This is a genomic window from Xanthomonas sp. 3307 (genome assembly GCF_014199735.1).
GTDB classification, from domain to species: Bacteria; Pseudomonadota; Gammaproteobacteria; order Xanthomonadales; family Xanthomonadaceae; genus Xanthomonas_A; species Xanthomonas_A rydalmerensis.
The window spans coordinates 196,993-211,418 of record NZ_JACHOG010000003.1 but is presented as its reverse complement, the minus strand read 5'-3'; the positions used below and the strand labels follow the sequence as shown (position 1 = coordinate 211,418).

Sequence of the window (14,426 nt, the reverse complement as noted above, 5' to 3'; positions counted from 1 at the left end):
ACGTGTGTGTAAGGAAGCAGACTGCGTGCCAACTTTCCGCACATGTCCAATCCCTTACTGAGGCGCATAATGCCTCAGCGATCGCGCCAAGGCGCAGGCAAAGCGGGAATTTGCGACAGAATGAACCATCCGCCCATGCGGGGCAGGAAGTGACACTCTGCGTCACCGCATGAAGCGCGACCTGGCTGAACGATGGCCGCTACGGATGCCAGACGTCCAGGAAACCGATACCATGCTTGATATGTCCGCCCGGGGATGGCCGGACGGGGGAGACGACCTGATGTCCGCAACGCGCAGCGCAGTCAAGAAAGAGCCAGTCGCACGCAGTACCAGCCAACAGGTGCCCTTCGTCTGGGAGGGTACGGACAAGCGCGGCATCAAGATGAAGGGCGAGCAGATCGCCAAGAATGCCAATCTGTTGCGCGCTGAGCTGCGCCGCCAGGGCATCACACCCTCTGTGGTCAAACCCAAGCCCAAGCCGCTATTCGGGGCGGCAGGCAGCAAGATCAGCACAAAGGACATCGCCTTCTTCAGCCGCCAAATGGCTACCATGATGAAATCGGGCGTCCCCATCGTGGGCTCGCTGGAAATCATCGCCAGCGGGCACAAGAACCCGCGCATGAAGAAGATGGTCGACCAGATCCGCACCGACATCGAGGGTGGCTCGTCACTGTATGAAGCGATCAGCAAGCATCCGGTGCAGTTCGACGAGCTTTACCGCAACCTGGTGAAGGCTGGCGAAGGCGCCGGCGTGCTTGAAACGGTATTGGAGACGGTTGCCACCTACAAGGAGAACATCGAGGCACTGAAGGGCAAGATCAAGAAGGCCTTGTTCTACCCAGCCATGGTGATGGCCGTCGCCATGATCGTCAGTTCTATTCTACTGGTTTGGGTCGTGCCCCAGTTCGAAGATGTGTTCAAGGGGTTTGGCGCGGAACTTCCCGCCTTCACTCAGATGATTGTCGCTGCCTCCCGCTTCATGGTGGCCTATTGGTGGTTGCTGCTGCTTGGGCTGATCGGCACCATCGGCGGCTTCATCTTCGCCTACAAGCGGTCGCCATCCATGCAGCACGGCATGGACCGATTGATCCTGAAGGTACCGATCATCGGCCAGATCATGCACAACAGTTCGGTGGCGCGTTTCGCGCGCACCCTGGCGGTGACCTTCCGCGCCGGCGTACCGCTGGTGGAGGCGCTGGATATCGTCGCCGGCGCCACCGGCAACAGCGTCTACGAAAAATCGGTGTTGCGCATGCGCGACGACGTGTCGGTCGGCTACCCGGTCAACATGGCGATGAAGCAGACCAATCTGTTCCCGCACATGGTGATCCAGATGACCGCGATTGGCGAGGAGGCAGGCGCGCTGGACGCGATGTTGTTCAAGGTGGCCGAGTATTTCGAGCAGGAAGTGAACAACGCGGTCGATGCACTGAGCAGCCTGCTGGAACCATTGATCATGGTGTTCATCGGCACCATCGTCGGTGGCATGGTCATCGGCATGTACCTGCCGATCTTCAAGCTGGCCTCCGTCGTTGGATAAGCATTAATGGCATTTCTCGATCAACACCCCGGCCTCGGCTTCCCGGCCGCGGCCGGCCTCGGCCTGCTGGTGGGCAGCTTCCTCAATGTGGTCATCCTGCGCATGCCCAAGCGCATGGAATGGCAGTGGAAGCGCGATTCGCGCGAGATCCTGGAGCTGCCGGACATCTATGATCCGCCGCCACCCGGCATCGTGGTGGAGCCGTCACACTGCCCGCACTGCAAGCACAAGTTGGCCTGGTTCGAGAACATCCCGCTGTTCAGCTGGCTGGCGCTGCGCGGCAAGTGCCGCTACTGCCATGCGCCGATTTCGCCACAGTATCCGCTGGTGGAATTGCTCACCAGCCTGCTGGTGGTCGCCAGTGTGTGGCGCTTCGGCTTCGGCTGGCAGGGCTTCGGCGCGATCGTGTTCAGCTGTTTCCTGGTGGCGCTGTCCGGCATCGACCTGCGCACGCGCCTGTTGCCGGACCAGTTGACCCTGCCGCTGATGTGGCTCGGCCTGATCGGCAGCATGGACAACCTGTACATGCCGGCCAAACCTGCCCTGCTCGGTGCCGCGGTCGGCTATTTTTCGCTGTGGTCGGTGTGGTGGCTGTTCAAGCAGATCACCGGCAAGGAAGGCATGGGCCATGGCGACTTCAAGCTGCTGGCCGCGATCGGCGCCTGGTGCGGTTTGAAGGGCATCCTGCCGACCATCCTGATCTCCTCCCTGGTCGGTGCGATCCTGGGTTCGCTGTGGCTGGCTGCTAAGGGCCGCGACCGCGCCACGCCGATCCCGTTCGGCCCCTATCTGGCCATCGCCGGCTGGATCACCTTCTTCTGGGGCACGGAGATCGTGGAGACCTACATGCGCTGGTCTGGACTGCGCTAACGGAGTCCCCGGCTTGACTGATTTCGTCGTCGGCCTGACCGGAGGTGTGGCCTCCGGCAAGAGCGAACTGAGTCGCCGCTTCGAGGCCAAGGGCATCGTCGTCGCCGATGCCGACCTCGCCGCACGCGCGGTCGTTGCGCCCGGCCATCCGGCCCTGGCGCAGATCGTGGCCCGCTTCGGACCGCAGATCCTGCAAGACGATGGACAGCTCGACCGCGCCGCCTTGCGCCAGCGCATCTTCGAGGACGTGACGGCACGCCGCGACCTCGAAGCGATCACCCACCCCGCCATCCGCCAGTTGCTGCAGAAACGCTGCCGTGAGGCCGCAGGACCCTATGCGATCGCGGCCATTCCGCTGTTGACCGAGGTCGGCGCACGCGCCGCCTATCCCTGGCTCGACCGGATCCTGGTGATCGACGCCCCCGAGGCGCTGCAACACGCACGCCTGATGCAGCGCGACGGCATCACCGCCGACCTGGCGCAGCGCATGCTGGCGGCGCAGGCCACCCGCGCCGCGCGCCTGGCCATTGCCGACGATGTGGTGGTCAACGACGGCGCCGCAGCAGAGCTCCAGGAAGCCGTGGAAACGCTGGATCGGCAGTACCGCGCGCTGGCGGCGGCCAAGCGTCTCCTTTAGGAGCGCGCTCAAGCGCGGTCCGTTGCGAAGATGTCGTGGCTGAAGCCGCTCCCACAAAAGCCGGGGCAGGAGATCGGGAATGTTTAGCGAGTGCAGTGCGGTTGCGACTGCACTGTGGGAGGGACATCAGTCCCGACTGGCTTGCCCGGAAAGCTTGGTCGCGGCTGAAGCCGATCCTACAAGGAAGTTTAGACGCACCGTCCCGCCAGCACCTCAAGCCGGCTTGAACCACAGCGTCGCCACCACGCCCTTGGTGGCACCCGGACGCACATTCACCTGCCAACCATAGAGATCGCAGAGCCGGCTGACGATCGACAGGCCGATGCCGCCGCCCTGCGAATGGCCTGCATGCGTGCCGCGATAGCCGCGCTGGAACAGCTTGGCCGCGTCCTCTTCGCTCAGGCCGGGACCGGAATCGATCACCTGCACCGCGTCGCTCAGCACCCGCACCACCACCTGCCCTTCCTGGGTGTACTTGACCGCATTGCCGATCAGATTGCCCAACGCAACCGACAGCGCCGCCTCCGGCGCATCGATGGTGAGGTTGCGCTCGCCTTCCAGCAGCAACTGCAGCGGCTTGCCGCCCAGTTGCGCGCGATGCGACTCGATCAACTGCTCGGCCACCTTGGCGACATTGCTGTGGCCCTGCCCGCGCTCGTTGCGCGACAGTAACAGCAGCGAGCCGATCAGGTCGCTGCACTGCTGTTCGGCGCGCTGGATGCGTTGCAGGCGCTGCAGCACCTTCTCGTCGAGATTGGGCCGGGTCAGCAGCAGCTCGGTGGCGCCGCGGATCACCGCCAGCGGGGTGCGCAGTTCATGGCTGACGTCGGCATTGAACTCGCGGTCGCGCTGCACCACTTCGGTCAGGCGCGCCGAGTAGTCGTCCAGCGCCTCGGCCAGCTGACCGACCTCGTCGTCGGGAAAATGCGGTGCCAGCGGTTTCGGATCGCTGCTGCCGCGATAGGCGCGCAGGCGCGCGGCCAGGTCCGACACCGGCCGCATCACCCGCGATGCCGACCACCAGCCGATCACCAGGGACAACGCGCTGAACACCAGCACCGACAAGATCAACGTGCGATTGAGCTGCACCTCGCCCTGCATGGTCTGGGTCATGTCGTAGGCGAGGAAGAACCAGACGTTCGGGGTCTTGCGCACCGCCACCTTGTAGGAGAACGGCTTGCCGGTTTCGTCGCGACCGGACACGTTGTGGATGCCGTCGGAAAAGTTGTACCACTCCGGCTGCTCGCGCCGCAGCGCCTCGAAACGGTCGCTCTTGACCACCCGGCCGACCATCTGCTGCACCGGCAGATCCGGATTCTTCGACGGATCGGAAAAGAACCGGTGCGAGTACTCGTCGATGTTGCGGTTCAGCACCACTTCGACCAGCTGGTTCTCCACGCGCGCCCGCGCCCAATTGGTGGCGAACGCGAACAGCGCGGTCAGGCCGAAGCCCAACAGCACGAACGAGAGGATGATGCGGCTGCGGAGGCGGCGGCGGTAACGCCCGCGCCGCCGCACGACCCGCGGCAACGCCGGTGCTTCAGGCATCGGGTGCGGCGATGCGGTAGCCGATGCCGTGACGGGTCTGGATCATCGGCACGTCGAACGGCTTGTCCACCACCGCGCGCAGGCCATGGATATGCACGCGCAGGGAGTCGGAATCGGGCAGTTCCTCGCCCCACACACGGGTTTCCAGTTCCTGCCGGGTCACCACCGCTGGCGCGGCTTCCATCAGCGCCTGCAGGATCTTCAGCGCGGTGGGATTGAGCTGCAGCAGCTTGCCCTGGCGACGCACCTCCAGCGTATCCAGGTTGTATTCCAGGTCGCCGGTCTCCAGCACCCGGGTGTGCACGCCCTTGCCGCGGCGCGACAGCGCGTTGAGGCGCACTTCCACTTCCTGCAGCGCGAACGGCTTGATCAGATAGTCGTCGGCACCGGAATCGAAGCCGGCGAGCTTGTTGTCCAGCGAATCGCGCGCGGTGAGCATCAGCACCGGGGTCTGCTTGCGCGCCTCGTTGCGCAGCTTGCGACAGACCTCGATGCCGTCCATGCCCGGCAGGTTGAGGTCGAGCACGATCGCGTCGAATTCATGCACTACCGCCAGGTGCAGGCCGGTGACGCCATCGGCGGCGAAATCGACGGTATGGCCGCGGTCCTCGAGGTAATCGCCCAGATTGGCGGCGATGTCGCTGTTGTCTTCGATCACTAGAATTCGCACCAACATGTACCCCGTCAGTCTTACTACTTGCCAGTGGAGGGCGCCACGTCAATGCCGCGCCTCCTCGTTGTCCACGACGGCAACCGCCATGGTCCTGCAATGCCATCCTGGTGAATGTTCAGCGACGCCTCGCTTGCGACCCACCTGGCAGGTCGCTGCATCAGACAGCGCCTCACCCTGATTAGTTCTTGCAGCAGCACGGCGGTCGCGACCTGCTCCGATCGCGAATGTCACGACCTGCCGTCGATTGCTTACGCCAAACCGTGATCGTCCGCTTTCGGGGACGTTCGTACCGCTCCGAGTGCTGCGAGATTGTACTGAGTTGCCGCGCGAACACTTTCTTCACGTTCATGGGCGCCTCACCTTGGCACATCGCCTCGCATTCCCGGCATCACAACAGCATTGCACTACGTCGCGAATGTAGCTTTCGCCGAAACATTGCCGCAAGCACGCGCACGCATCAGACCCATTCCAGCATCCCCAACAAAAAGACCCAGGCAGCGGGGCTGCCTGGGCCGAAAGGTTTTCTATCCCGATTACCGTTCCTGCTGAGGAGGGCAGAGCTGCGGTCCGATGAAGCTTACGCAGGGCCGAATTAAACCAGCGTTAAGCCAGAACGCACGACCAAAAACGCAGCTAAATCACTGATTTCTTTCGCTTCAGGCAGGCCTCGAGGTGCTCGATGACCTTGCCGGCGATATCCAGCCCACAGACCGTCTCGATGCCTTCCAGGCCCGGCGTGGAGTTGACCTCCAGCACCAGCGGCCCGCGCCGCGAGCGGATCAGGTCGACGCCGGCCACGCCCAGGCCCAGCGCCTTGGCCGAGCGCACCGCCACCTCCTGCTCGCCGCGGCTGGCCACGGTCCGCTCGGCGGTACCGCCGAGATGCAGGTTGGAGCGGAAGTCGCCCTCCGGCGCGGTGCGGCGCATCGCCGCCACCACCTGGTTGCCGACCACGAAGCAGCGCAGGTCGGCGCCCTCGGCCTCGCCGATGAACTCCTGCACCAGGAAATTGGCATACAGCCCGCGCAGCGCCTCGACCACGCCACGCGAGGCGCTGGCCTTCTCGGTCAGGATCACCCCGGTGCCTTGGGTGCCCTCGTTCAACTTCACCACGTGCGGCGGCGGGCCGAGCATGGACAGCAGATCGCCGGTGTCGTCCGGGTTGTCGCCGAACACGGTCATCGGCATGTCGATGCCCTTGGCCGCCAGCAGCTGGTGCGCGCGCAGCTTGTCGCGGGCGCGCAGGATCGCATCGGACGGGTTTGGCGTACACACGCCCATCATCTCCAACTGCCGCAGCACCGCGGTGCCGTAGCGGGTCACCGAATTGCCGATCCGCGGGATCACCGCGTCGTAGCCGGTGATCGGCTTGCCCTTGTAATGCATGGTGAAAGCGCCGGCGGCGATACGCATATAGCAGCGCAGCGGGTCCAGTACCCGCACCGTGTGCCCGCGTTCGCGGCCGGCCTCGACCAGGCGCCGGGTCGAGTACAGCTTGGTATTGCGGGACAGGATGGCGAGCTTCATCGAAGGCAGCGGCGGTGGCAGGCCCGGCATCATACGTCGCGCCGCTGGCGCTGCGATGCCGCGCGTCGCCGCAGGTGCCGACTGCGCCGCAAGGCCAGGATGCGCGGTGATCACCGTCACCCGCGGTCCGCGCTCTGTCCCACAGCCGACACCGGACCGCCCCGAAACGTTCACAAAACCGTTGCATCGTGGCGGGCGGGCCGCGTACCGGCCCGGTGCCGGCTGCCCGCGCCCCGCGCGGCAGGTCCGGAGCCTCTCTCCCTCATGATTGGTGACTTTCGATGACCCCCACTTCCAGATCCTTGCGCCCGCACGCGCTGGTGCTCGCCGTCGCGTCCGCCCTGCCGGCCTTCGCCGCGCTGGCCGAGACCGCGCCGGCCGCCGCCACCGCAACCGCCGATGCGGCGGCCAGCGCGAGCGGCAACGATGCCACGATGCTCGACGCGATCACCGTCGTGTCCAGCGGCACCACCCGCCAGGTGCAGCGCATCACCCGTGAGGACATCGGAATCGCCGCCCCCGGCACCAGCGCGCTGAAGGTGCTGGACAAGCTGCCCGGCGTGCAGTTCCAGTCGGCCGATCCGTTCGGCGCCTACGAATGGTCCACCGCGATCAGCCTGCACGGCTTCGACCAGAGCCGGCTCGGCTTCACCCTGGACGGCGTGCCGCTGGGCAACATGAGCTACGGCGTCACCGACGGCCTGCAGGTGACCCGCGCGATCATTTCCGAGAACGTGGCCTCGGTGGAACTGGCGCAGGGCGCCGGCGGCCTGGGCACGCCGTCGAGCAGCAACCTCGGCGGCACCGTGCGTTACTACTCCGCCGATCCGGATGCCGACGCCGGCATCCGCTTCAGCCAGACCCTCGGCTCCGACAGCACCCGCCGCACCTACCTGCGCGGCGACACCGGCGACATCCACGGCTTCTCGCTGTACACCTCGCTGGTGCACGGCGAAATGGACAAGTGGAAGGGCTACGGCAACAACGAGTACAACCAGGCCAATGCCAAGGCGCTGTACCAGTGGGGCGACGGCAACCGGGTCAGCCTGTACCTGGACAGTTCGCACCGCAAGGAATACGACATCATGGACCTGTCGTTGACCTCGCAGCGGGTCCTCGGCTGGGATTGGGACTACCTGATGCCGGACTGGAACAGCGCGGTGCAGATCGCCAACGCGCTCAACGGCAAGGGCAGCTACCCGGCCAGCCTCAACGGCCTGCCCGCCGACTACGGCAAGGCCGACGTGTCCTACTACTCCGGCGCCGGCCTGCGCCGCGACAACCTGGCCGCGCTCAGCGGCGTGTTCAACCTCGGCGGCAGCGCCACGCTGAACCTGACCGGCTACTACCATGACAACAACGGCGAAGGCCAGTGGACCACGCCGTACGCCGCGTCCTCGGCCAGCGTGCCGCTGTCGATGCGCACCACCGACTATCGCCTCAACCGCCACGGCGTCACCGGCTCGCTGAACTTCACCGTGGCCGGCAACGAGATCGAGATCGGCGGCTGGTACCAGAACGCCAAGACCGTGCAGGAACGCAACTACTTCCTGCTGGACGGCCCGTTCACCGATCTGTACTACTTCAACAAGAACGGCACCCTGTTCGCGCGCGGCTTCGCCCAGCACTACGACACCGACACCACCATGGTCTACGCGCAGGACACGCTGCGCCTGCTCGACGAGCGCCTGACCCTGAACTTCGGCGCCAAGAAGCTGATCGTCGACACCACCGCGCAGTCGCAGGTGCCGTCCGCGTCCAACGCCGCCGGCGAGATCAAGGCCGACTCGGACCTGCTGCCGCAGGTCGGCATCAACTACAAGATCGACGATCACCAGGAGGTCTACGCCTCCTACAACAAGAACATGGCCGGCTTCGGCTTCACCCCGTTCCAGGAATCGCAGGCCGCGTTCAACGCGATCAAGGGCTCGCTGGAGCCGGAGACCGCGCAGACCTACGAACTGGGCTACCGCGTGCGCGGCGGCGGTGTGGAAGCGTCATTGGCGCTGTACCACACCACCTTCGACGACCGCCTGCTGGTGACCTCGCCGTGCAGCGCGATCCAGACCTGCTCGGCCACGCTCAACAACGTCGGTTCGGTACGCAGCCAGGGTGCCGACCTGGCGGTGATCTGGCGTCCGATCGAACAGCTGCGCTGGCTGAACTCGCTGTCGTATGACGACTCGACCTACCAGGACGACTACCTCAATGGCGGCGTGGTGGCCACCTCGGGCAAGCGCGTGGTCGGCATCCCCGAGTGGATGTTCTCGAGCAGCCTGGCCTACGAGAACGCCGGCTGGCACGCTTCGCTGGACGGCAAGTACACCGGCCGCCGCTACATCAGCTACCTCAACGACTCGTCGGTGCCCAGCTACTGGCGCTTCGACCTGAGCGCCGGCTACGACTTCGGCCAGGTCGGCATGTTCCAGAACCTGGGACTAAGCGCGAACGTCACCAACCTGTTCGACAAGCGCTACTTCGCCACCGTCGGCACCAACGGCTACGTCGTCTCCGACCCCAACGGCTACAACCAGACGCTGATGGCCGGTGCGCCGCGCCAGTTCTTCGTCACCTTCAGCGGCAAGTTCTGAGCCGACGCGACACCGTCAGGGAAGACACCACGCGCCGCCGCTGCTCATGCAGCGGCGGCGTTCGCGTTTTGGGAATCTTGCAGACGCGCGGAGTGCCGTAGATGACCCGGCAGCATGAGCGGCGTTTCGGATCGCATGCGTTCGAAGCGGTCGCGGCTGAAGCCGCTCCTACCACAGCCGGATGGCCCGTAGGAGCGGCTTCAGCCGCGACCGGATACAACCAGAAATCGTGCACCCATGCCGGAACGCCGCGATTTCTACGCGTCGACCACGCGCCCGATCGCCGGATCGCTCATGCTCGGCCGGCCGGTCTCGATGTGCCCGGCCAGGCGCCGCCGCCACCGCGGGAACGTCACGCTGTCGATGGCCAGGTCGTACCAGTGGTGCTGCGCCTGCAACGGCAGACGCAGGACGGTGCGAGCTCCGGCAGCAAGCGTGATCGCCTGCTCGCCAGCATCGCCGCGATACCCGTCGCGCACGCGCAGCGCGCAGGGCTGCTCACCGGCATTGCCCAGCGTCAGCAGCAGGCATTGCGCGGCGGCATCGTAGTCGGCCTCGGCCAGCAGTCCGGCATCGCCGATCCCGTCGCCATGGAACTCGCGCAGGAACCCGTTGGGCCCGTGCACGCGCAGCGCATAGCCGGCGTCGGCGGCATCGCCGCGCCAGGCGCGCGCATCCTGCAGTTCGCTGCCGGCGGCCAGTGTGTAGAACCAGGGTCCGGCCACGCCATCGTCGGCATAGGCATTGAGCGCCACGCCGGCGGCGCCGCGGTTGCGCATGCGCAACACCTGCGCATCTCCCTGCACCTGCAGCCGCACGTCGAAGTCGTAGGGCAGCGCGCGCGCCGGACGCTGGCCGGGTTCCTGCACCGGCAGCGCCTGCTGTGCAGGGCGCTGTGGCGGCGGCAGGGTCGCAGTGGCATCGATGCGGGCGATGTAGTCGCGGGTATCCGGCAACGCCACCGGCGCCGGATCGTGGCCGACGAAATCCAGCGTGGAGGTCAGATCGCCGGCGACGGCGCGGCGCCAGGGATTGATGTTCGGCTCCATCACCCCGAAACGGCGCTCCAGGAAGCGCAGCACCGAGGTGTGGTCGAACACCTGCGAGTTCACCCAGCCGCCGCGGCTCCACGGCGACACCACCAGCATCGGTACCCGCGGCCCCAGGCCGACCGGCACGCCATGATAGTCCTCGCCATGCAGGTCCACGTTGCTGGCGCCCAACTCCGGCCGGATCGCCGGCAACGCCGGCGGCACGTGGTCGAAGAAGCCGTCGTTCTCGTCGTAGTTGATCAGGAACACGGTCTTCGACCAGACCTCCGGCGAGGCGGCCAGCACCTCGAGCAGACGCGCGCTCAAGGATTCGCCATAGGCCGGCGTCGCCTCGGGATGCTCGCTGAGCAGGTACGGCGCGACGATCCACGACACCTGCGGCAGCGTGCCGGCGCGCACGTCGCGCGCGAACGCCGCCACCAGATGCTCGCCGCGCGAGGCCTTGGCATTGTCGGCGGTGGAACCCGGCACGATGGCCCGGCCGCGGCGATACAACGGCGAGGCGCGGTCCAGCTTGCGGAAGTTGGCGAAGTACGGATGGCTGTTGTCGCCGTAGTTGTCGAACTCCTGATAGACCTGCCAGCTGATGCCGGCCTGCTGCAGGCGCTCGGAGTAGGTGCTCCAGGTGTAGCCGGAGAAGCGCGGATTGTCGCGCGCCATGTCCGCGGTCCAGTTGCCGTCGTCGCGGTTATTTACCGCCTGCTCGCCGTCATTGCCGACGCTCAGCCCGCTGGTGCCGGTGAACATGTACATGCGGTTGGGGTTGGTGGGGCCGAACAGCGAGGCGTGGTAGCCGTCGCAGAGGGTGAAGGCATCGGCCAACGCGTAATAGAACGGCAGGTCCTCGCGCTGGAAGTGGCCCATGCTCATCGCGCTCTTCTGCGCGATCCAGGCGTCGTGGTGCTTCCAGGTCTCGTGCGAGCCCTTCCAGTCGTGATTGAGATCCTTCATCCACTGCGCGCTGCTGGTCTGGCTGTTGAGCCGGAACGGCAGCACATAGCGATCGCTGCCCTTGCGCTCGGGCTGGTACCAGACCGGCTTGCCGCTGGGCAGCCGCAGCGGCCGCGGATCGCCATAGCCGCGCACCCCGCGCAGGCAACCGAAGTAGTGATCGAAGGAACGGTTCTCCTGCATCAGGATCACCACGTGCTGCACGTCTTGCAGCGTGCCGGTGACCCGCGCCGGCGGCACCGCCAGCGCACTGCGGATGACGCCCGGCAACAGCGGCATGGCCGCGCCGGCCCCCAGGGCCAGAGACGCGCGGGCGAGAAAACGACGACGACTGTGTTCGACCACGGCAAGCAGGACCGGCAACGAGCAGATGCTCAGGCGTCGGCCAGCCTAGCGGCGGCGGATGAAGCGGGTTTGACAGCCGCGTCGACCCGGCCTGCGCTTGCCCCCTAGCTCCACGGATCTTGCGACGCCGCAAGCCGTTCCCGTGCACCGTCCCCAGGCGACATCGCCGCACCGCGAATGTCATCGTTCGATGCAAGAATGCCGTCGGCCTGCGCGCAGCCGCGGCGGACCGGGGGAGCGAACGCGGATGCAGGTGCTGGGTCCGATCTATCTGGGTGCGCATTTCGGCAAATGCCTCATGTGGCATGCCAGCGTCGTGCTGTTCACGTTTTTCCTGACCGAAACCTGCCACCTGCCGCCAGCCACTGCCGGCGCGTTGCTGGCTTCCACGCTCGCCCTGAACGGAGTGTTGGACCTGCTGCTGGGCCGCTGGCAGCGCACACGCATCGCGTCGGCAACGGATGCCGCGCGTTTCCAGGCGATCGGCGCCGCGATCGCCGCCCTGTTCTTCTTGCTGTTCTGCGCGTCCTCGCTGGTAGCCGAGTGGGCACGGCCGGCCTGGGCATTGGCGACCCTGATCGGCTTTCGCTGCGTCTATCCGCTGGTGGACGTCGCCCAGAATGCCTTGATCGTGCTGGGGTCGGCGACGCTGCACGAGCGCCAGCACGTCACCGTGCGACGGACGTTCTTCTCTGCGTTGGCGCACCTGGCGGTATGCCTGTGCGTTGCACCGCTGCTGCTGCGCTTGTCGGCGCGCAGCGGCATCGAATTCGCCGGCGCCGGCGCGGCGATCGCGCTGATCACGGTGAGCTGCGCAGTGCCGCTGGCATGGTGCAGGAACACGATTGGCGAACCGCCAGCCGGCATGCATGCGGGTTGGCGCGCCGCACCGCCATTGCGGCTTTCGTCGATCATCTTACTGACCGTGCTCGTCGGCTTCCTGGTGTCCGGCTTTCGCAAGCTGGAGCCGTATGTCTCCGCCTATGCGCACGCGCCGGGGAAAGAATCGAACCTGTCGCTGGCGGTCGCGCTGGGCGTGCTGTTGGTGCAGCCGCTGTGGCGGTGCATGTTGGGCCAATGCAGCCACCGCGGGATCTTCCTGGTCTCGAGCGCGGCGCTGCTCGGCGCCGGCACGCTGCTGCACCAGGTCGGCGAGCGCGGGGCCTACGCCACCTACGCCGCCGGGCTCCTGTCGGGGATCGGCTTCAGCGGCATCGGCACGGCCTTGTGGCTGTGCGTGGCGGCCACGGCCAGCCAACGCACCGCCACCCGCGACTACGGCATGCTCACGTGCGCGTCGAAGATCGCCCAGGCGGCAGGTACCTTCGCCATCGCCCTGATGCTGCAGCAGTCCGATTACCGCACCGCGCTCGCCGTTGCAGGCTCGCCTGCGTCGCTGCTGGTGCAGGCGATTCCACTGACGGTCGGAATATTGAGCGCGGTGGCGGCGCTGATGCCCCGGCTAAGCGGACAAAAGATCGCCGAACAGCAACGCGGCCGCGCCGACCGGCGCGGTCGTCTCCGGCGGCAGCTGGGCAACGCATAGGCGCGGCGCGGGCAGCGGGCGCAGGCGGCGTGGCGCGACGGTCTGCTCGTGCCAGTGCACCGCGGCGATGACGCGCTCGGCCAATGCCGCCGGCAGCAGCCCCCCGAGCACGATCGCATCCACATCCAGCGTGTAGCGCAACGCCGAGAACAGGAACTGGAAACTGCGGGTATGCGCCTGCAGCCACGCGTCCACACCCTGCCACTGCGGATCGAACGCCTCCAGCATGTCCTTCAGCGATGCGAAGGCATGGCCATCATGCAGGTTCACCGCGTGCAGCAGTCCTGCCAGATGCGGCACCGGCAGGTCGGCCGCGTTGAGCGTGCCTGCCAGTTCGCCGGCATTGCCGAAGCGGCCACGCATGAGCCGGCCGTCGATGACGATGCCGCCGCCGAAACCCATCGCGAAATTGAGGTAGCAGAAGCTGGCGTGCGTCGCCCCCGTGCCGAGCAGGTATTCGCCCATGGCCGCGGCGTTGGCGACATTCTCGATCTTGACCGGCACGCCGAAGCGTTGCGCGATCTCCGGACCGAAGTCGACCAGCGCCCAGTCCTCCAGCTCCGGACTGGGGTTGACCGTGCCGTCATCGACGAAGTAACCAGCGATGGCCACGCCAACGCCGATCAGCCGCGGCGCCATTGCGGCGCGCCCGCCCAACGCCTCCACGGCGAGGGCGTGGCAGCGCGCCAAGACGTCTGCACGTCTCAATCCCAGCGTGGCGACGTCGGCGCGCGCGCGGATCCGGCCTGACAGATCCACCAGCACCGCCTCGGCGCGATCCGCCATCACCGACAGTCCCAGGCTGAACGCGGCATCGGGCTGCAGATGGATCGTGGCGCTGGGCTGGCCACGGCCTTCGGCGATCGTCTCGCCGACCCGGATCAATCCCGCCTTCTCCAGCTCGTCGGTGCTACGGAACACCGCCGTCCCTGAGAGTCCGGTATCGCGGATCAGCGCGGAGCGTGAGACAGCACCGTGTCGCCGGACCAGACCCAGCACCAGCCTCGCCCGGGGCGTGAGCGTCTTCTTGATCATCCTGCAGCGCCTCGCCATGCCTCGTTCCGGAGCGGCGGCATGCTCCGCTACCCGGCTGGTCTTGTCAAATTAATTTCATACTGTTCGTAATATATTTAGCCACCATCCATC

At 66.3% G+C, this 14,426-nt stretch carries 10 protein-coding genes; 5 read left to right on the top strand and 5 right to left on the bottom strand.

Annotated features, from left to right (window positions below):
• Window positions 1–280 precede the first annotated feature (280 nt).
• The 3 genes from GGR64_RS09580 to coaE are packed head-to-tail and all read left to right on the top strand — an operon-like array spanning window position 281 to window position 3,047.
• The gene (locus GGR64_RS09580) at window positions 281–1,540 is read left to right on the top strand and encodes a type II secretion system F family protein (RefSeq protein ID WP_184645877.1); all 1,260 of its coding nucleotides are present in this window, start codon (window positions 281–283) and stop codon (window positions 1,538–1,540) included.
• A 6-nt stretch (window positions 1,541–1,546) separates the two neighbouring features.
• Window positions 1,547–2,410: an A24 family peptidase gene (locus GGR64_RS09575; RefSeq protein ID WP_010342233.1), complete on the top strand. Its 864-nt coding sequence runs from the start codon at window positions 1,547–1,549 to the stop codon at window positions 2,408–2,410.
• 13 nt (window positions 2,411–2,423) lie between these two features.
• The gene (gene coaE / locus GGR64_RS09570) at window positions 2,424–3,047 is read left to right on the top strand and encodes a dephospho-CoA kinase (RefSeq protein WP_184645463.1); all 624 of its coding nucleotides are present in this window, start codon (window positions 2,424–2,426) and stop codon (window positions 3,045–3,047) included.
• Between the two features lie 213 nt (window positions 3,048–3,260).
• Here the strand turns inward: coaE and GGR64_RS09565 are convergent, their stop codons facing one another.
• From GGR64_RS09565 to rimK, 3 genes are all read right to left on the bottom strand, one after another.
• On the bottom strand, window positions 3,261–4,595 hold the full coding sequence (locus GGR64_RS09565; RefSeq protein ID WP_184645461.1) for a HAMP domain-containing sensor histidine kinase: 1,335 nt from the start codon (window positions 4,593–4,595) through the stop codon (window positions 3,261–3,263).
• Window positions 4,588–5,265: a response regulator transcription factor gene (locus tag GGR64_RS09560; protein WP_010340533.1), complete on the bottom strand. Its 678-nt coding sequence runs from the start codon at window positions 5,263–5,265 to the stop codon at window positions 4,588–4,590. The genes GGR64_RS09565 and GGR64_RS09560 overlap by 8 nt, the downstream gene beginning before the upstream one ends.
• A gap of 636 nt (window positions 5,266–5,901) precedes the next feature.
• Complete coding sequence (gene rimK / locus GGR64_RS09555; protein WP_184645459.1) at window positions 5,902–6,795, bottom strand: 30S ribosomal protein S6--L-glutamate ligase; 894 nt, start codon at window positions 6,793–6,795, stop codon at window positions 5,902–5,904.
• A 281-nt stretch (window positions 6,796–7,076) separates the two neighbouring features.
• On the opposite strand from rimK, the gene GGR64_RS09550 reads away from it, so the two are divergent.
• On the top strand, window positions 7,077–9,386 hold the full coding sequence (locus GGR64_RS09550) for a TonB-dependent receptor (RefSeq protein ID WP_184645457.1): 2,310 nt from the start codon (window positions 7,077–7,079) through the stop codon (window positions 9,384–9,386).
• A 257-nt stretch (window positions 9,387–9,643) separates the two neighbouring features.
• Here GGR64_RS09550 and GGR64_RS09545 read toward each other — a convergent pair whose 3' ends face one another.
• Window positions 9,644–11,668 carry a phospholipase C, phosphocholine-specific gene (locus tag GGR64_RS09545; protein ID WP_260302976.1) on the bottom strand — a complete coding sequence of 675 codons (2,025 nt, stop codon included), beginning with the start codon at window positions 11,666–11,668 and terminating at the stop codon, window positions 9,644–9,646.
• 313 nt (window positions 11,669–11,981) lie between these two features.
• On the opposite strand from GGR64_RS09545, the gene GGR64_RS09540 reads away from it, so the two are divergent.
• Window positions 11,982–13,280: an MFS transporter gene (locus GGR64_RS09540; protein ID WP_184645455.1), complete on the top strand. Its 1,299-nt coding sequence runs from the start codon at window positions 11,982–11,984 to the stop codon at window positions 13,278–13,280.
• Here GGR64_RS09540 and GGR64_RS09535 read toward each other — a convergent pair.
• Window positions 13,197–14,315: an ROK family transcriptional regulator gene (locus GGR64_RS09535; RefSeq protein ID WP_184645453.1), complete on the bottom strand. Its 1,119-nt coding sequence runs from the start codon at window positions 14,313–14,315 to the stop codon at window positions 13,197–13,199. The genes GGR64_RS09540 and GGR64_RS09535 overlap by 84 nt on opposite strands.
• Window positions 14,316–14,426: the final 111 nt, after the last annotated feature.